14 protein-coding genes are annotated in these 17,347 nt (G+C 75.9%); 4 read left to right on the forward strand and 10 right to left on the reverse strand.

The genetic code is table 11. The annotated features are described in order from the left end of the window. Positions 1-18 precede the first annotated feature (18 nt). Positions 19-687, reverse strand: a complete 669-nt coding sequence (locus AB0I60_RS08005) for an ABC transporter ATP-binding protein (RefSeq protein WP_360726714.1) — start codon at positions 685-687, stop codon at positions 19-21. Beyond that, positions 684-1,739: an FtsX-like permease family protein gene (locus AB0I60_RS08010; protein ID WP_360726716.1), complete on the reverse strand. Its 1,056-nt coding sequence runs from the start codon at positions 1,737-1,739 to the stop codon at positions 684-686. Before AB0I60_RS08010 ends, AB0I60_RS08005 begins: the two co-directional genes overlap by 4 nt. A 162-nt stretch (positions 1,740-1,901) precedes the next feature. Here AB0I60_RS08010 and AB0I60_RS08015 point away from each other — a divergent pair, with 162 nt between their 5' ends. Together AB0I60_RS08015 and AB0I60_RS08020 are read left to right on the forward strand one after the other, a co-directional pair. Continuing rightward, a complete protein-coding gene (locus AB0I60_RS08015) occupies positions 1,902-3,050 on the forward strand; it encodes a histidine kinase (RefSeq protein ID WP_360726718.1) in 1,149 nt (382 codons plus the stop codon). Then, positions 3,047-3,679, forward strand: coding sequence for a response regulator transcription factor (locus AB0I60_RS08020; protein ID WP_360726720.1), 633 nt, complete (start codon positions 3,047-3,049; stop codon positions 3,677-3,679). The genes AB0I60_RS08015 and AB0I60_RS08020 overlap by 4 nt, the downstream gene beginning before the upstream one ends. Before the next feature lie 41 nt (positions 3,680-3,720). Here AB0I60_RS08020 and AB0I60_RS08025 read toward each other — a convergent pair whose 3' ends face one another. Beyond that, positions 3,721-4,113 carry a hypothetical protein gene (locus tag AB0I60_RS08025; RefSeq protein WP_360726721.1) on the reverse strand — a complete coding sequence of 131 codons (393 nt, stop codon included), beginning with the start codon at positions 4,111-4,113 and terminating at the stop codon, positions 3,721-3,723. Positions 4,114-4,492: 379 nt separating this feature from the next. Between AB0I60_RS08025 and AB0I60_RS08030 the strand changes: the two genes are divergently transcribed. After that, positions 4,493-10,168: a DUF11 domain-containing protein gene (locus tag AB0I60_RS08030; protein ID WP_360726723.1), complete on the forward strand. Its 5,676-nt coding sequence runs from the start codon at positions 4,493-4,495 to the stop codon at positions 10,166-10,168. Between the two features lie 21 nt (positions 10,169-10,189). On the opposite strand, the gene AB0I60_RS08035 is transcribed toward AB0I60_RS08030, so the two are convergent. The 3 genes from AB0I60_RS08035 to AB0I60_RS08045 form a co-directional block, all read right to left on the reverse strand. Next, the gene (locus AB0I60_RS08035; protein WP_360726725.1) at positions 10,190-10,621 is read right to left on the reverse strand and encodes a VOC family protein; all 432 of its coding nucleotides are present in this window, start codon (positions 10,619-10,621) and stop codon (positions 10,190-10,192) included. Positions 10,622-10,623: 2 nt separating this feature from the next. Beyond that, entirely contained in the window at positions 10,624-11,304 is a 681-nt protein-coding gene (locus tag AB0I60_RS08040) for an adenosylcobinamide amidohydrolase (protein ID WP_360726727.1), read from the reverse strand. 75 nt (positions 11,305-11,379) lie between these two features. Next, entirely contained in the window at positions 11,380-12,519 is a 1,140-nt protein-coding gene (locus tag AB0I60_RS08045; protein ID WP_360726729.1) for an epoxide hydrolase family protein, read from the reverse strand. A gap of 83 nt (positions 12,520-12,602) precedes the next feature. Here AB0I60_RS08045 and AB0I60_RS08050 point away from each other — a divergent pair, with 83 nt between their 5' ends. After that, positions 12,603-13,244, forward strand: coding sequence for a helix-turn-helix domain-containing protein (locus AB0I60_RS08050; RefSeq protein WP_360726731.1), 642 nt, complete (start codon positions 12,603-12,605; stop codon positions 13,242-13,244). Here the strand turns inward: AB0I60_RS08050 and AB0I60_RS08055 are convergent. The 4 genes from AB0I60_RS08055 to AB0I60_RS08070 form a co-directional block, all read right to left on the reverse strand. After that, a complete protein-coding gene (locus AB0I60_RS08055) occupies positions 13,216-13,692 on the reverse strand; it encodes a GreA/GreB family elongation factor (protein WP_360726733.1) in 477 nt (158 codons plus the stop codon). The two genes, AB0I60_RS08050 and AB0I60_RS08055, sit on opposite strands and share 29 nt — an antisense overlap. 119 nt (positions 13,693-13,811) lie before the next feature. Continuing rightward, on the reverse strand, positions 13,812-14,072 hold the full coding sequence (locus AB0I60_RS08060) for a hypothetical protein (protein ID WP_360726735.1): 261 nt from the start codon (positions 14,070-14,072) through the stop codon (positions 13,812-13,814). Then, complete coding sequence (locus AB0I60_RS08065; RefSeq protein ID WP_360726737.1) at positions 14,069-15,322, reverse strand: FAD-dependent oxidoreductase; 1,254 nt, start codon at positions 15,320-15,322, stop codon at positions 14,069-14,071. Before AB0I60_RS08065 ends, AB0I60_RS08060 begins: the two co-directional genes overlap by 4 nt. 70 nt (positions 15,323-15,392) lie before the next feature. Further along, positions 15,393-16,955, reverse strand: coding sequence for a helix-turn-helix domain-containing protein (locus AB0I60_RS08070; protein ID WP_360726738.1), 1,563 nt, complete (start codon positions 16,953-16,955; stop codon positions 15,393-15,395). Between the last annotated feature and the right edge of the window lie 392 nt (positions 16,956-17,347).

A 17,347-nucleotide genomic window follows, 5' to 3' on the forward strand; every position in this document is an offset into this window, starting at 1 on the left:
CGGCCGTCGGGGACACCACTAGCCGGTGAGCCGGCCGTCGTGGACCTCGACCACCCGGTCCGCCGTGGCCAGGTGCGCGCGGTCGTGGGTGACCAGGACGGTGGCGGTCGACTGGTCGCGGGTCAGGCGCGTGATCAGGTCCACCACCGCCGCGCCGCGCTCGTGGTCCAGGGCGCTGGTCGGCTCGTCCACCAGCAGCACGGTGGGCCGGTTCATCAGCGCCCGGGCGATGTTCACGCGCTGGCGCTGGCCCCCGGAGAGCTGGTGCGGTCGCCGGCCGGCCAGGTCCGCCAGGCCGACCGCGTCCAGCAGGTCCAGCGCGCGCGGGCGGGCGGCGGCGGGGGAGCGGCCGTCCAGGTGGGCCATCACCTGGAGCTGTTCGGCGGCGGTCAGCGACGGCAGCAGGTTCGGCTGCTGGAACACCGTGCCGATGGTCCGCCGGCGCAGTGCGGCCAGCTCGCCCCGGCGCAGGCCGGTGGTGGTCACGCCGGCCACGGTGACCGTGCCCGCGTCCGGCGTGACCAGGGTGGCGGCGACCGCCAGCAGGCTGGACTTGCCGGAGCCGGACGGGCCCACGACGGCGGTCAGCGTGCCCGCAGGCACGTCCAGGCCCACCCGGTCCAGCGCGGTCAGCCGGCCGTCGCCGTCGGCGTAGGTCAGCGTGACGTCGCGCAGGACGAGGCTCATCGGGCTGCTCCCAGGGCGGTCAGCGGGTCGACGGAGGTGACGCGGCGGACGGCCAGCGCCGCGCCGGCCGCGCCCAGCAGCACGGTCGCCGCCGCCGGCGGCAGCACCGTCGCGGGGGTGAGCAGGAACGGCACGGACGAGCCGGCCAGCGCCGCGCCGACCGCGACCGCCAGGCCGGTGCCCACCAGCGTGCCGCCGACCAGCACGACGACCGCCTGGCCGAGCGCGTCGCGCAGCAGGTTCCCGGTGGAGGCGCCCAGCGCCTTCAGCACGGCGACGTCGCCGCTGCGCTGGATCGTCCACACGGTGAAGAACGCGCCGATCACGAGCGCGGAGATGGCGAACAGGAACCCGCGCATCAGTTGCAGCGAGCCGTTCTCCGACGTGTAGGAGCCGATCCCGGCCAGGGCGTCGCCGATCGACGTGGTCCGGGTGCCGATCGCGGCGTCCGCCGCCGCGAAGTCCACACCGGACGGATCGGTGGTCAGCGCGACCACGGTGGCCGCCCGCGCGTCCGGCGGCGCGACGAGCCGCCAGGTGTCCGCAGTGGTCCACACGACCGGTGTGTGGCTGTACCAGGCGTCACCGCGCACGGCGGCGACCGTCAACGAGCGCCCGGCGACCACGACCGCGTCACCGGGGCCGGCACCCAGCTCGTCGGCGGCCCCCTCGGACAGCACGGCGGAGCGGTCGTCGGGCACCGGGGCGAGCGCCGACCCGGGCCGCACCCCGAACACGGTGACCGGGGCGTTGCGCGCCGCCGACGCCTTGGTGCCGGCGACGCCCAGGGGCTCGGCGGCGCGCACGCCCGGCGTGGCCGCCCACCGCCGCACCTGGTCGTCGGTCACGGCGGAGTCCGCGAAGGACACCTCCGGCCCGCCGAACGCGATCCGGTCGGCCGGCAGCCCGGTGACCGCCGAGGTGTTCTGCCTGCCCAGCCCGGCGGTCAGCCCGGACAGCAACCCCACCAGCAGGGTGATGAGCACGATCACGGTCCCCATGAGAGCGAAGCGCCCCCGGGCGAACCTCAGGTCCCTCCAGCCGACGTACATCTCTTCCTTCCCCTCGGCAGCGGTGTCCTCCTACCGTCACCCGGCCGAGGGGTCCGGGGCATCGCGCGGGGGACCGGAGTCGCAGCGCCGCGAGGCGGTACCCGGGGTCGAACTTTCGGTTGATGCCTGGCCGGCGCGGGTCACCTACCCTGGACGGTGCTCATGGACACCACTCGCGTCGCCCTGACCTGGGGCCTGCACCTGCTGGTCGTCGCCCTGGTCGCGCCGGCCGTCGTCCGCGCGGGGGCACCGGCCACCGTCGTGGTCGCGGCGCTGCTCGTCGTCGTGTACGCGGCAGGCGTGCTGGTGCCGGGCATCGGCCGGTCGCGCCGCCGGGCCGCGTGGTGGCTCGCCGCCGTGTGCGCGGTGTGGGCGGTGCTGCTGGTGCTCACCGCCGACGCGCTGTGGGTGGCGTTCCCGCTCTACTTCCTCCAGCTGCACCTGCTGCCCCGGCGCGCGGGCGTGCCGGCCGTCGCCGCCACCGCGCTCGCCGCCGCCACCTCGTTCACCCTGCACCAGGGCTTCACGCCGGCCGCCGTGGCCGGTCCGGTGCTGGGTGCGGCCGTCGCCGTCGTGGTCGTGCGCGGCTACGAGGTGCTCTACCGCGAGAGCGAGCGCCGCCGGCGGCTGATCGAGGAGCTGACCGCGACCCGTGCCGACCTGGCCGAAGCGCAGCACGCGGCGGGCGTGCTCGCCGAGCGGGAGCGCCTGGCCCGCGAGATCCACGACACCCTGGCCCAGGGCCTGTCCAGCATCCAGCTCCTGCTGCGCGCGGCCGAGCGCATCCTGCCCGACCGCCCCGAGGACGCCGCCCGGCACGTCGGGCAGGCCCGCCGCACCGCCGTGGACAACCTCGCCGAGGCACGCCGCTTCGTGGCCGCGCTGAGCCCGCCCGCCCTGGACGGCACCACGCTGGCCGGCGCGCTGGAACGCCTGTGCGCCGCCACCGCGTCCCCGCCGACCCGCTTCGAGCTGACCGGCCGGCCGGTGCCGCTGCCGACCGCGCACGACGTGGCCCTGCTGCGGATCGCCCAGTCGGCGCTGGCCAACACCGCCCGCCACGCGCGCGCCCGCGCCGCGTCCGCCACCCTCGACTACCGGGACGACGAGGTCGTGCTGACCGTCACCGACGACGGCGACGGCTTCGACCCGGCGGCACCGCCCGCGCCAGACCCGGACGCCGGCGGGTTCGGCCTGGCCGCCTCGGCGGCCCGCGCGCGGTCCCTCGGCGGCACCCTCACCGTCGAGTCGGCTCCCGGGCGCGGCACCGCCCTGTCCGCCCGGCTCCCCCTGCCGCCGGAGCGGCCGTGACCCCGATCCGGCTGCTGCTCGCCGACGACCACCCGGTCGTGCGGGCGGGGCTGCGCGCGCTGCTGGAGACCGAACCGGACCTGGTGGTGGTGGCCGAGGCCGCCACCGCCGAGCGGGCCGTGGAACTCGCGGCGGAGCTGGACGTGGACGTCGTGCTGATGGACCTCCAGTTCGCCGGCGGGGTCATGAACGGCTCGCAGGCCACCGCCGCGATCAGCGCCCGCCCCAACGCGCCGCGCGTGCTGGTCGTCACCACCTACGACACCGACGCCGACACGCTGCCCGCGATCGAGGCGGGTGCGACCGGCTACCTGCTCAAGGACGCCCCGCCCGAGGAGCTGGCCGCCGCCGTCCGCACCGCCGCCGCCGGCCGGACCGCGCTGGCCCCGACCGTCGCCGACCGCCTGGTCGACCGCCTGCGCACCCCCGCGACCGCGCTGACCCGGCGCGAGGCCGAGGTGCTGACCCTGGTCGCGCGGGGCCTGTCCAACCACGCCATCGGCGAGCGCCTGGGCCTCACCCTGGCCACCGTGAAGTCGCACCTGGTCCACGTCTACGCGAAGCTGGACGTCGACTCGCGCACCGCCGCCGTGGCCGCCGCCACGGCCCGCGGCCTGATCCGCCGCTAGAGCCCGTCCGCACAGCCGGGTGGTGGGGGTGGTGAAGTCGGTCATGCCCGGTAGGAGGTGGCGGTCTTGTCACAGCGGGTGGCTCGGCCCTGGTCCGCGACCACCCGGCTCGGCCTGGCCGCCGGACGCCCGGAGCCGGCCTCCCGGCCCGATCCCGGCCGCGACCGGGTGACCGCGGCGCAGTCGTCGACGCCGCCGCCGGTCGGGACGACCCACAGCGGGCGGCCCTGACCCGGCGCGAACCGGACGGGCCTTCGTGGTGAGACCTCCTCGGACCGGCCGATGGCGTGATCGCCCGACCCACCGCGCCCGTCGTGCGATCCGACCGCCCCGCGCGGGAACGGTCGTGCGGCGGGCACCGCCGCGTGCCGGTGCGCCCGCACGATGCCGGGGTCGGCCGACACGTGCCGCTCCGGCAGGTCCTGCCACGCCACCCCCGGTCTGCGCCTCGAACAGCAGTCGACCCGTGCCTGCGCACCACGGACGGAGATCGACCCAGACCCGGCCGAGCCACCTGTGAAGACGGGTGGGGCCTGTGTCGGAGTCGCCGGGGGTGGCCGAGCCCGGCCCGGATCGTGGGCGGCGGCTCGTGGCCTGTTCCGACGTCGACAGCGGACCGGGGATCGGCAGGCGGTCCTGACCGCGTTCCGGGCGGTGGCGACGCCGCTCGCCGCACCGCCCGGGATGCGGGCCCCGGTCTGAGACCCGCCGCAGAGTCACCCGGTCGTGGTGCACGTTTCGCCCGGCGACGGTGAAACCGCCGTGCAAGTATCCGCTCGTCATCGCGTTCGGTCGCACGACGGTGGAGGCACGATGTCGTTGGTCGCCCGGCTGTTCCGGGGGAGCCGGGTGCTCGCCGGGGTGCTCGCGGCGGCCGTCGTGGCGACCCTGGTGACCGCGCCGGGTGCGTGGGCGGCCGACTGGGCGGTCGAGGGCGAGGACCGACCGTCCACTTTCGACTGCGACCACCTCTACTACAGCAACTACCGCTCCGGGATGGAGTTCGCCACCGGCCCCTCCGGCGAGCCCGTCATCGCCAACACGGTGATCAGCAAGCGCACGGGGTCGGGGCCGCCGGACTACTGGTCCACCAGCATGGCGCTGGGCCGCGACCCGGACACCGGGGCCGTGGCGGCGTTCTACGCGAGCTACACCTCCGCCGACCTCACGCTGTACAAGCACGTCTCCGGCACCGACGTGGTCACCGACCTGATCGCGGGCGGCCAGGGCCGCGCCCTGCCCGCCGGCACGAACTGGGGCGGGATCGCCGCCGACCCGGCGGCCGGCGCGCTGTACGGGGCGCAGAACGGTGGTGTGCCCAAGCTGTTCCGGATGGACCTGGCGACCGGTGCGACCACCGTGTGGACGCGCGGCGACAACCTGACCTCCGTGCCGCCCGACGACCCGGTGTTCGCGGGCGGGTCGATGGTCCCCGACATGTTCGTGGACAGCAACGGCGGCGCCTACTACGGCATCTCCTACGGCGGCTCGTCCTACGTCTACCGGTTGGACCCGGCGACCGGGACGACGACCCAGGCCGTGCAGGTGACCGGTCCGGCGTCCGGCAACGGGTTCAACAACTACGGCATGGCCTACGCGCACCACGCGATCTACCTCGGCGCGTACTGGGGCGCGCTGTACAAAGTGGACCCGGAGACCGGCGTCTCGGAGGAGGTGCCGGGCGGCTACGCGCACAACAACCAGGTCGGGCGGATCACGTCCGAGGGCGGCGGGTCGTGGCCGATCACCGACCTCGCCGCGTGCGAGGTCGCACCCGACCTCACGAAGAAGCTCGTGGTGGCCAAGACCGCCGACAAGACCACCGCCCGGCCGGGCGACAAGGTCACCTACACGGTGACCGCCCGCAACACCGGCACCGGCCCGGCGCCCGGGGCCTCCGTGGTCGACGACCTGTCCGGCGTGCTGGACGACGCGGTGTACAACGGCGACGCGGTCGCCGCCGGCTCGCCGACCCAGCCGGTGTACGACGGCACCGCGCAGACCCTGTCCTGGACCGGCGACATCGCCGCCGGGGCGACGGTCACGCTCACCTACTCGGTGACCGTGGGCAGCCCGCCCGGCGGCGACAAGGTGCTCCGCAACACCGTCACCTCCCCGGACGGCAACTGCTCGGCGGGCTGCTCGCACGAGGTGCCGATCGCGGTGCTGCGCCTGCGGAAGACGAGCGCCCCGCCGGACCCGGGCCCCGGCGGCACCGTCACCTACACGGTCACCGCGACCAACGACGGCACCGCGCCGTGGACCGGCGGCACGGTCACCGACGACCTGTCCGGCGTGCTGGACGACGCCGCGTACAACGGCGACGCCACGGCGAGCGCCGGCACCGTCGCCTACGACCCGGCGACCCGGCAACTCGCCTGGACGGGCGACGTGCCCGCCGGGGGATCGGTCACCATCACCTACTCGGTGACCGTCGGCAGCCCGCCCGCCGGCGACAAGCGGCTGCGCAACGCGGTCGTCGGCCCGGACGGCTCGAACTGCCCGGCCGGCGCCACCGACCCCGACTGCGGCACCGACCAGGTCGTCACCGGGCTGGTGATCCGCAAGACCGCCGCGCCCGCGACCGTGAAGCCCGGCGACACCGTCACCTTCACCATCACCGCCGAGAACGCCGGCGGCGCGCTGGTGGCGGGCGCGACGCTGACCGACGACCTGACCGGCGTGCTGGACGACGCCGACTACCGGGGTGACGCCGTGGCGCGCGTCGGCGGGACGGCCGCGCCCACCCAGCCCGTGTTCGACGCGGGCACCCGGACGCTCACCTGGACCGGTGACGTCGGCGTCGGCCAGACCGTCACCATCACCTACACGGCCACGGTCCGCACACCGCCCGGCGGCGACCTCTCGCTGGGCAACGCGGTGACCGGCCCGGAGGGCTCGAACTGCCCGCCGGGCTCCGCCGACCCCGCCTGCGGCAGCGTCACGCCGGTCGGCGCGGTCACCGTCCGCAAGACCGCCGACAAGGCCACCGCGGCGCCCGGCGAGCGCGTCACCTACACCGTGGTGGTGGTCAACACCGGTCGGGCCGCCTACCCCGGCGCGCGATTCACCGACGACCTGGCCGGCGTGCTGGACGACGCCGAGTGGGACGACCGGCTCACCGCCGACGTGGGCCGGGCGGTGTTCGACGCCGACGCGCGGCGGCTGACCTGGACCGGCGACGTCGCCGAGGGCGCGACCGCGACCATCACCTACTCGGTGACCGTCGGCACCCCGCCCGCCGGGGACAAGACGCTGCGCAACGCCGTTACCGGCGAGAACTGCCGACCCGGCTCGACCGGCCCGGGGTGCGGCACCGAGACGGCGGTCAAGTCGCTCAGGCTGGTCAAGACCGGGGGTCCTGCCAACCCGAAGGTGGGTGACGTGGTCACCTACTCGGTGGTGGTGACCAACACCGGCACCGCGCCCTACCCCGGGGCGGCGTTCGCGGACGACCTGAGCGACGTGCTGGACGACGCGTCCTGGAACGGCGACGCCACGGCGACCTCCGGCTCGGTGGTGTTCGACGCGGCCGGCGCGAAGCTCACCTGGACCGGTGACCTGGCGGTCGGCGCGACCGCGACGGTCACCTACCGGGTCACGGTCACCAACGGCGGCAACGAGTTCCTGCGCAACGTCGTGACCGGCGACGGCTCGAACTGCCCGCCGGGGTCGGACGACCCGGCGTGCACCAGCGTCCTGCCCAAACCGGCGCTGGAGATCGCCAAGGCGGTGTCGGCGACCAGCGCGAAGCCCGGCGACGTGGTCACGTACACGGTCACCGTCACCGAGAGCACCGGCAACGCCGCCTACTCCGGCGCGTCGTTCACCGACGACCTCTCCGGCGTGCTGGACGACGCGGCGTGGAACGGTGACGCCACCGCGACGTCGGGTTCCGCGACGTTCGACCCGGGCGCGAAGACGCTGGTGTGGAACGGGGACGTGCCGGCCGGCGGCACGGTGACCATCACCTACCGCGTGACCGTGGGGGTGCCGCCGGCTGGGGACGAGCGGCTGCGCAACACCGTGACCGGGCCCGAGGACTCCACCTGCCCGCCGGGCGGGGACTGCGGCACGGACACGCCCGTCGCCCTGCTGAAGATCCGCAAGACGGCGTCGCTCGCCCAGCCGAAGGCCGGTGACACCGTCACGTACACCGTCGTGGTGGGCAACCAGGGCGCGGCCGACTACGTGGGCGCGTCGTTCACCGACGACCTGACCGGCGTGCTGGACGACGCGGCGTGGAACGGTGACGCCACCGCGACGTCGGGTTCCGCGACCTTCGACCCGGGCGCGAAAACGCTGACGTGGAACGGGGACGTGGCCGCCGGCGGCACGGTCACCGTCACCTACTCGGTCACCGTGGGCCGCCCGCCCGCCGGCGACCGCGCGCTGCGCAACGCCGTCGTCGGCCCGGACGGGGCGACCTGCCCGCCGGGCTCGACGGACCCGGACTGCTCCACCGTCACCCCGCTGGCGCTGCTGGAGCTGGCGAAGACCGCGTCGCCGGCGACCGCGAAACCGGGCCAACGGGTCACCTACACCGTCACCGCGCGCAACCCCGGGACCGCGACCTACGTCGGCGCGACGTTCACCGACGACCTGACGGGCGTGCTGGACGACGCCACGTACGGCGGTGACGCCACCGCGTCGGCGGGCGCGCTGGACTACACCGCGCCGAACCTGACGTGGCGGCACGACCTGCCCGCCGGTGCGACGGCCACGGTCACCTTCTCGGTCACCGTGCGGCAGCCGCCCGCCGGGGACGGCGCACTGCGCAACGCGGTGACCGGCCCGGCCGACTCGACGTGCGGGTCGGGCTGCGGCACCGTCACGCCGGTCGCCGCGCTGCGCATCGCCAAGACCTCCGCGCCGGCCGACCCCCGGCCCGGCGACGAGGTGACCTACACCGTGCTGGTCACCAACACCGGCACGGCGACCTACTCCGGTGCGTCGTTCGCCGACGACCTGACCGGCGTGCTGGACGACGCCGCCTTCGACCAGGACGCCTCGGCCACCTCAGGGGTCGTCGCCTACACCGCGCCGACCGTCTCGTGGAACGGCGACGTCGGGGCGGGTGCCGAGGTGCGCGTCACCTACTCGGTCACCGTGAACCGCCCGCCCGGCGGTGACAAGGTGCTGCGCAACGCCGTCGTGGGCCCGGTCGACTCCACCTGCCCGCCCGGCGGCGCGGACCCGGCCTGCGGCACGGTCACCCCGCTGCCGGCGTTGCGGGTCGTCAAGAGCGGGACGCCTGACGACCCCCGGACCGGCGACAAGGTCACCTACACGGTCACCGTCACCAACGTGGGCGAGGCCCCGTACCCGGACGCGGCGTTCGCCGACGACCTGACCGGGGTCGTGGACGACGCCACCTACAACGGTGACGCGGTCGCATCGACGGGCGCGGTCTCCTACGCCGCACCGAACCTGGGTTGGACCGGCTCGCTGGACAAGGGCGCGACGGCCACCGTGACCTACTCGGTGACCGTCACGAACCTGGGCGACCGGCGGCTGGTCAACGTGGTCACCGCCGAGGGCTCCAACTGCGAACCCGGTTCCGCCGACCCGGACTGCCGCTCGGTGCTGCCGGTGCCGAAGCTGTCGATCCGGAAGACGGCGGAACCGGCGGCCGTGACGGCGGGCGGGACGGTGACCTACCGGGTCGTCCTCGCCAACACGGGCGGAGCGCCGTACCGGGGTGCGGCGTTCGCCGACGACCTGACCGGGGTCGTGGACGACGCCACCTACAACGGTGACGCGGTCGCGTCGGCAGGCACGGTCTCCTACGCCGCACCGGTCCTGAGGTGGTCCGGCGACGTCCCGGCGAACGCGGAGGTCACCGTGACCTACACCGTGGTGGTGGGCACCCCGCCCGCCGGTGACAAGCGGCTGCGCAACGCGGTGACCAGCCCGGACGCCACGAACTGCCCGCCGTCGACGCGCACGCCGCACGCGCGGGCGACGGGCCCGGCCGACCCGGCGTGCTCGACGGAGACGCTGGTCCGGGAGCTGACCATCCGCAAGTCGGCCGACCCGGGCACGACGGTCGCACCCGGCGGGACCGTCCGCTACGCGCTGACCGTCCACAACACCGGCGCCGCGCGGTACGAGCAGGCGGAGCTGGCCGACGACCTGGCGGACGTCCTGGACGACGCGACGTACGACGGCAACGCCCGCGCCGACACCGGGATGGTCACCGTGACCGGGTCGGTGCTGCGGTGGCAGGGCAGCCTGGAACCGGCGGAACTGGCGACGATCACGTACTCGGTGACCGTGCGGGCGGACGCCACCGGGCCGCTGCGCAACACGGCGGTCTCCAGGACCCCGGGCGCGAACTGCACCCCGGAACGGCCTTGCGCGACCACGACGGACGTGGCGCCGGCCGCGCTGGCCGACACCGGCACCCGGCTGCTGGACCTGCTGCTCGCCGCCCTGGCCCTGCTGGCGGCCGGTGCCCTGCTGCTGGTCCGGGGCCGCCGCAGCTGACTTCGCGCGGCCCCCGCGCGGTCAGCCGTCGACGTCGGGGGACAGGAACTCCAGCCGGTTGCCGAACACGTCGGACACGTAGCACCGCCGGAACCCCGGGAAGTCGCCGTCCCAGCGCACCTCGACGCCCGCGTCGGCGATCCGGGCGGCCAGGCCGTCCAGGTCGGTCGTGGTGATCCCGGGGTGGGCCTTGCGCGCGGGCCGGAAGTCGTCCTCGACGCCGAGGTGGACCTCCAGCCGGTCGGCGCGCACCCACAGGCCGCCGCGCGCGGCGAGCGCCGGCGGCTTGGGGACCTCGGTCATGCCCAGCACGCCGACGTAGAAGGCACGTGCCCGGTCCTCGCCGCCGGGCGGGATGGCGAGCTGCACGTGGTGCAGCCCCAGCCCGAACGCGCCCGGGGTGTCCGCTCCGCTCGACAGCGCCTGGTCCACGACCCGTCCCCTCCCCGTCACCGTCAGTCGATCATCCCACGCGCCCGGCCGTGCCCGTCGTACTCGCGCCGGTTGGCCGCCGACCAGCGCCGCGCGCCGTCGAGGGTGGCCCGGTGGACGGCGTTGGCCAGCCGCCGCCCCCACTCCGAGCGCGGGCCGCCGTAGGGCTCGCCCCCGTCGTCGGGGCAGCAGACGACGATCGCGTCGCTCGGCGTCCCGGTGCCGGGCACGCCGGCGTCGGCCAGCGCCTGGGCCTTCGCCTCGGTCGCCGTCACCACGGCGTTGACCAGCGCGCCGTCCGCGAGCCCGACCGGCACCCAGCACACGGTGTTGATCGTGCCGGGGCCCCACGCCCCGGCGGCGGCGGAGGAGGCCGCGTACACCGGGTGGCTGAGCCCGACCGTGGCGACGCACTCGACGCCCCCGTCCGCGCCGGTCGCGTGCTCGGCGACCACCGCCGCCGTCAGCAGCCCCGCACCCGGGCCGGTCAGGTTCCACGCCCCGGCCAGCTCGCCGACGTGCGCCACGGGGTCGCGGTGGTACTGGTCGTCCACCTCGACGTTGACCACCCAGCGGCACGGCCCGACGCCGCCGCCGACCACCGCCGTCGACACCGCCCGCACCCCGTCCGGGAACGACCAGGCGAGGGCGGGCCGGCCGTTGTCGGGCTGGGTGAGGACTCCGGGCGGCACGATCGTGATCACCGCCGCACGATAGCGACGCGGCGCGCGCGACCGCCGGGAACCGGCCCCTCGGCGGTTCCCGGCGGGTCGCGGTCCTCAGCCCACCTGGGCGTAGAACTCGCGGATGTCGGCGACCAGGACGTCGGTCGCCTCGTGCGCCGCGTAGTGGCCGGCCGCGTCGTTCGCGCTGCCGCCGGCTTCGGTGCCGTAGGAGTTCCAGCGGACGATGGCGGCGTGGTCCCGTTCGGCGAAGCGGCGGATGGACCGGAAGTCGCCGGCGAACATGGCCAGCGCGGTCGGCGTCGTGGTCGGGCCGGTCGGGCGGTCGGTGTGGTGCGCGTCCTCGTAGTAGAACCGGATGGACGAGCCGCCCGTGCGGGTCAGCCAGTAGATCGCCACGTTCGCCACGACGAAGTCGTCGTCCAGCGCTTCGCCGAAGAGCTGCGCGTTCCACCCGAGCAGGCCGACCGGCGAGTCGGCGAGCGCGAACGCCAGCGTCTGCGGCTGCTGGCTGTGCAGGGCGTTGAAGGAGAACTTGGTGGCGTAGAACCACTCCAGGTGCCGCAGCGCGGCCAGGTCGGCTTCGTCCAGGCCCTCGAACTCGGCGGGGTCGCCGGAGGGGAAGGAGAAGAGCTGGGTGACGTGCACGCCGATCACGCCCTCCGGGTCGAGCCGTCCGACCTCGGGGGAGACCATCGAGCCGCCGTCGTTGCCGACCGCGCCGTAGCGCCGGTAGCCCAGCCGGCGCATCAGCTCGACCCACGCGCGGGCGGTGCGGTGGGTGCCCCAGCCGGGGCTGCGGGTCGGGCCGGAGAAGCCGAAGCCCGGCAGCGACGGGATGACCAGGTGGAAGGCCGGGCTGTCGGCGGACTCCGGCTCGGTCAGCGGGCCGATCACGTCCAGGTACTCGACCACGGAGCCGGGCCAGCCGTGGGTGAGCACGAGCGGGGTGGCGTCCTCGCGGGACGAGCGGACGTGCAGGAAGTGGATGTCCTCGCCCTCGATCTCGGTGACGAACTGGGGGTGCTCGTTGAGCCGGGCCTCGAACGCGCGCCAGTCGAACCCGGACCGCCAGTGCTCGGCAAGCCGGCGCACCCGCCCGGCCGGCACGCCGTAGGCGTCCGCGACGCCCGGCAGCTCGTCCGGCCACAGCGCCGCGTCGAGCCGGCGGTGCAGGTCGTCCAGGTCGGCCTGCGGGACCTCGACGCGGAACGGGCGGATCGCGGTGCCGGTCATCTCTGCTCCTTCGGAACGGAATGCTTTGTTCCGTTTCACTGTAGCGGAGCGGAACGATCCGTTCCAGTGTTAGGGTGGTCACCATGCCGTCACGGACCGACGCCGGCCTCTCCGGCCGCCGCCAGCAGGCCGCGCACAACGACGCCGCCATCCTCGCCGCCGCCCGCGAGGTGTTCCTCAACGACCCGCGATCACCGATCGCCGACGTGGCCAAGCACGCGGGCGTCGGGATCAGCGCGCTGTACCGCCGGTACCCGGGCAAAGAGGAACTGCTGCGCAAGCTGTGCCACGACGGGCTGCGCCGCTACATCGCCGAGGCGGAGGCGGCGCTGGCCGAACCGGACGGCTGGGCCGCTCTGACCGGCTTCCTGGCCGGGGTGGTCGACGCCGACGTGCACTCGCTGACCGTGCGCCTGGCCGGCACGTTCACCCCCACGCCGGACATGGGCGCGGACGCCGCCCGCGCGGGGGAGCTGGCCGCCGCGCTCGTGGACCGCGCACACGCCGACGGCAGGCTGCGCGCCGACGTCGTCGCCCACGACCTCGGCCTGGTGCTGGAAAGCTGCGCCGCCGTCCGCGTGCCGGACGCGGGCCGCACCGCCGAGCTGCGCCGCCGCGTGCTCGCGGTCATGGTGGACGGCCTCGCCCGGACCGACGGCCCGGACCTGCCCGGACCGCCGCCGGCACCCGGCGAGTTCAGCCGGCGCTGGGACCCCCGGTCGTGAGCCGGCGGCTGTAGGGGACCGCGTCGACCAGCGTCACCCGCACGACCGCCCCGCTCGGCACCTGGTACGAGCGCCGCTCGCCGCGCCGCGCCCCGTCGAGGGCCGTGCCCAGCGGCGAGCCGGGGGAGTAGACCTCCAGCCCGGCGCCCTCCCGGTCCGCCGGGCCGGCCTCGGTGTCCCGCACGCCCAGCAGGAACGTCTCCACCTCGCCGGTGTCGTCGTACCGGACGGTCAGCACCATGCCCGGTTCGGCCACCCCGTCGTCCGGCGGGTCCTCGCCGACCACCGCCCGCGCCAGCAGGTCGCGCACCTCGCGGATGCGCACCTCGCGCTGCCGCCGGGTCGTGGTGACCAGGTCGTCGTCGGCGCGCGGCGCGGGCAGGGCGAGCAGCGCGGCCAGCTCGGCGCGCAGCCGGGCGTGGGCCTCGGGGGTCAGCCAGTCGGTCATGGTGGGCTCCAGTGGGGTGCGCCGTCAGGGCGGCCGGGGGCCCGCCCTGACGGCGCGGTGGGGTCCGTGATTGCCGGGTGTTCTTCTCGGCTCCGGCCCCCACGGACAGGGGGAGTGGTCTAGTGGGCCACGGGTCCGCGCCGCCGCAGCAGCGCGTCCATGTCGTCGGCGTAGCCCGTGGCGATGCGCACCAGCACATCGCGCTGGGCCCGCAGGAACGTGTTCTCCGAGCGCAGCCACGCCAGCTCCGCGCGCTCGTCGGCGGTGAGCCCGCCGCGCGCGGTGCCGCGTCCGGTGTCGGCGGTGAGCCCGCCGCATCCGGTGTCGGCGGTGAGGCCGGTCCGCGTGGTGCTGCCGCGTCCGGTGTCGGCGGCGGTCATCGGAGCGGGTCGAACTCGCGCAGGGCGTCCGGCGTCTTGCCGGTGGTGACCTGCTCGGCCAGCAGCCGCCCGGTGATCGGGCCGTGGGCCAGGCCCCACATGCCGTGCCCGCCCGCGACGTAGACGTGGGGCGCGCGCACCGCGCCGATCACCGGTCGCCCGTCCGGCGTCACGGGGCGCGGTCCCACCCACACGTCGGTCCGCTCGTCCCACCGGACGCCGCGCAGCAGCGGGCGGGCCGACGCGACGACGGCGTCCACCCGGGCCGTCACGCCCGGCGCGTCGGGGTCGCGGAACTCCATGGTGCCCGCGACCCGCAGCCCGTCCCGGTACGGCGTGCACGCCACCCGCACGTCCGGCAGGTACACCGGACCCGGCACGGGGTGCTCCACGGGCACCGTGAACGAGTACCCGCGACCCGCCCGCACCGGCGTCCGCACGCCGAAGCCGCGCGCCAGCCCGGACAGCCACGCGCCGGTCGCCACCACGGCGACGTCGGCGGCCACGGCGTCGCCGTGGCGCGGGTGCACGGTGACGCCCCTGCTGAACGGGCGGATGCTCGCCACCTCGAACAACCGGACCTCCGCACCGCGCGCCACCACGGCGCGGGCCAGCGCCTGGACGAACCCGCCGGGGTCGACGTACCGCTGGCCGTCGACCCGCACGCCCGCCGTGAGCGCGGCGGACGCCAGCGACACCTGCGAGCGCAGTTCGTCGGCCGAGAGCACGGCGTGGTCGACGGGCTGCCCCTGGTCGGCCATCCGCCGCAGCTCGCGCAGCAGGCCCCGCGCCTGGTGGGGCGTCTCGAACGCGGCGGTGATCGGCGCGTCGACCACGGGCGCGTCCACGCCGTTGCCGGTGAGCACGTCGAACGCCTCGGCGCACTCGTCGTTGAGCGGCAGGTTGGCGCGCACCGCCCGGCTCCACGACGACCAGCGGCAGTGCGCCGCGAACCGCGCCAGGAAGCCCCACAACCCGGGGTCCGCGGTCAGCGGCACGTGCAGCGGCGCGCTCGGGCTCAGCAGCGACCGCAGCCCGTAGCGCAGCACGGTCGGCTCGTTGAGCGGTATCGCCAGGCCCGGCGCGAGCCACCCGGCGTTGCCCCACGACGCGCCCGCCGCGACCCCGGTGCGGTCCACGAGGGTCACCTCGACCCCGCGCTCCTGGAGGAACCACGCGGTGGACAGGCCCACGATGCCCGCCCCGACCACGACGGCCGACCTCGGCCCGCCGTCCACGCGCCCCACCATGCCCCACCTCCGAGTTCTCGCTCCCGGCACCAGCATGGACCGGCCGGCGGGGTGGCCTGCTGTCCGTTCCCTACACCTCCGGGGCGGGATCTTGTCCGGAACGCACAGCGGGGTCGTCCTCGGCGGCCAGGGCGATGATCAGCGCGAGCCGCTTGCGGGTGTCGTCGAGGTCCAGGCCCGCGACCCCGGCCATCTTCCGCAGCCGGTTGCGCACGGTGTTCTGGTGCACGCCCAGCCGTTCGCCCGCCGCCGCCAGGTCGCCCTGCGCCGCCAGCCACTCGCGCAGCGTCGCGGTGAACCGGGTGCCGTGCTCGACGTCGTGCCGGCGCAGCTCGGCGACCGGGCCCCGGGCCGGCGTCCGGCCCGCCTTCGCCGCCGCGCGCAGGCGTTGCAGCAGCAGGTCGTCCCACGACTCGTCGTAGGCGGGCGGCGGGTCGTCCGGTGTGCGCGACTCGTGCAGCGCCAGGCACTCGTCGGCCTCCCGGCGGGCGGCGGGCAGGTCCGCCGCGTCGGCCGTGCCGCCGATCCCGGCCCACACCGTGACCTGGGCGGGCAGCGCCGACCGCAGCGCGGCCACCCACTCCCGGCCCGGCGACGCCCGCTCGCCGGGCAGCACGGTGTACAGCGACGTGCCGGCCAGGGCGCTGCGGCCCGGCCGCGACCAGCCGAACCCGGTGGTGGCCCGCTCGAACGCCAGCAGCAGCGCGGCGTGCCGCTCGTCGGCGACGTGCGCGCGCACCGCGATCACCCGCAGCGGACCCGGCGGCAGGCCGAGGCGGCTGACCACCGTCGCGGCGTCCGCCGTGCCCTCCAGGAGCTGGATCACCAGGTCGGACTCCACCTGGCGCTCCAGGTCCGCGCTCGCCCGCGAGCGCAGCAGGTGCAGCGCGGCCGTGCGCGCGCCGTCCGCGAGCGCGGTGCGCCGCGCGCCGGTCAGCGGCTCCGGGCACGTCGCCCACACCGAGCCCAGCACCTCGCGCCCGGCCCGCACCGCCACGACCATCCGCCCGGACAGGCCGTGCGCCGGGTCGGGCGGGACGAACAGCGGCTCGTCCGAGGACGCCAGGTGCGCCGCGACACCGAGCGCGTCGAACAGCCGCCGCAGCGGCTCGGGCGTCCGGCGGCCGAGGATCGTCGCCGAGCGGGCCGGGTCGGCGTGCTGCTGGAGGCTGGAGTAGGCCAGCACCCGCGACCGGCGATCCTCGATGGTCACCGCGCCGCCGACCGCCGCCGCCAGGCTGTCCGCGAGCGCGAACAGGTCCGTGGGCCCGCGCCCGGACTCGGTCTCCCGGCCCTCCAGCACCAGCCCGAAGACCACGCCCGCCAGCTCGCTCCACGAGACGGCCGGGTCGACCACCAGCACCGCCACGCCGTGCGCCTCGCCGGCGGAGGCGGCCCCCGGGTCGTCGGTGCGCACCAGCACGACCGCCGCCCGCGCCGCCGCGCCCCACGACACCGCCTCGGCGACCGAGCCCGCGCCCACCGCGAGGAACACGTCACCGGCCGCCGGCCGCCGGTCCGACGGGTCGTGCACGGCCACGCTGCGCAACTCGGTGGACCTCGGCACGGGGCAGCAGGCCAACCGCACCCCGTAGCCGCCCAGCACGTTGACCAAGCGGTCCAGCACCACCATCAGCAGCCCCCATCCCGACGGCCACCCACGGTAATCGCGGCCCGCCGGGCGCGCGGCCCGGGGACCGGCCCCCCGGCCTTCTCGCCAGGGCGTTACCGGCGCACCCCCACCTGGCGTGCCGACGGCCGTGCGGCCCGCACCACCGAGCCGCCGTCGGGTTCCCAGCGTGGGACACCAGTCGAGAGGAGTTCCCCGCGTAAGGACAACAGCCGTCGCGGCGGTGCCGACCGGGGGTGGGTCCCGGTGCGGCGGTGCTGCCGGCGCGCAGTGCGGCGAACCGGCTGTGCCGGTCGACCACCGCGACCCGCGCGGGCCCGCCGGCGCGGAGTGCTGATGATCAACCCCGGCGGGCCGGGCGATCCGGCCACGGGGCAGGTCCTGTTCGGGCGGCA

Origin of the sequence: Actinosynnema sp. NPDC050436, assembly GCF_040655415.1 — a bacterium.
GTDB lineage: Bacteria > Actinomycetota > Actinomycetes > Mycobacteriales > Pseudonocardiaceae > Actinosynnema.

Bases quoted from the DNA above. Each gene is read 5' to 3' on its own strand.
- AB0I60_RS08045 (WP_360726729.1), bottom strand. From the start codon at position 12,519: ATGACCGGCACCGCGATCCGCCCGTTCCGCGTCGAGGTCCCGCAGGCC.
- AB0I60_RS08030 (WP_360726723.1), top strand. From the start codon at position 4,493: ATGTCGTTGGTCGCCCGGCTGTTCCGGGGGAGCCGGGTGCTCGCCGGG.
- AB0I60_RS08060 (WP_360726735.1), bottom strand. From the start codon at position 14,072: ATGACCGCCGCCGACACCGGACGCGGCAGCACCACGCGGACCGGCCTC.
- AB0I60_RS08065 (WP_360726737.1), bottom strand. From the start codon at position 15,322: ATGGTGGGGCGCGTGGACGGCGGGCCGAGGTCGGCCGTCGTGGTCGGG.
- AB0I60_RS08015 (WP_360726718.1), top strand. From the start codon at position 1,902: ATGGACACCACTCGCGTCGCCCTGACCTGGGGCCTGCACCTGCTGGTC.
- AB0I60_RS08005 (WP_360726714.1), bottom strand. From the start codon at position 687: ATGAGCCTCGTCCTGCGCGACGTCACGCTGACCTACGCCGACGGCGAC.
- AB0I60_RS08055 (WP_360726733.1), bottom strand. From the start codon at position 13,692: ATGACCGACTGGCTGACCCCCGAGGCCCACGCCCGGCTGCGCGCCGAG.
- AB0I60_RS08050 (WP_360726731.1), top strand. From the start codon at position 12,603: ATGCCGTCACGGACCGACGCCGGCCTCTCCGGCCGCCGCCAGCAGGCC.
- AB0I60_RS08070 (WP_360726738.1), bottom strand. From the start codon at position 16,955: ATGGTGGTGCTGGACCGCTTGGTCAACGTGCTGGGCGGCTACGGGGTG.
- AB0I60_RS08010 (WP_360726716.1), bottom strand. From the start codon at position 1,739: ATGTACGTCGGCTGGAGGGACCTGAGGTTCGCCCGGGGGCGCTTCGCT.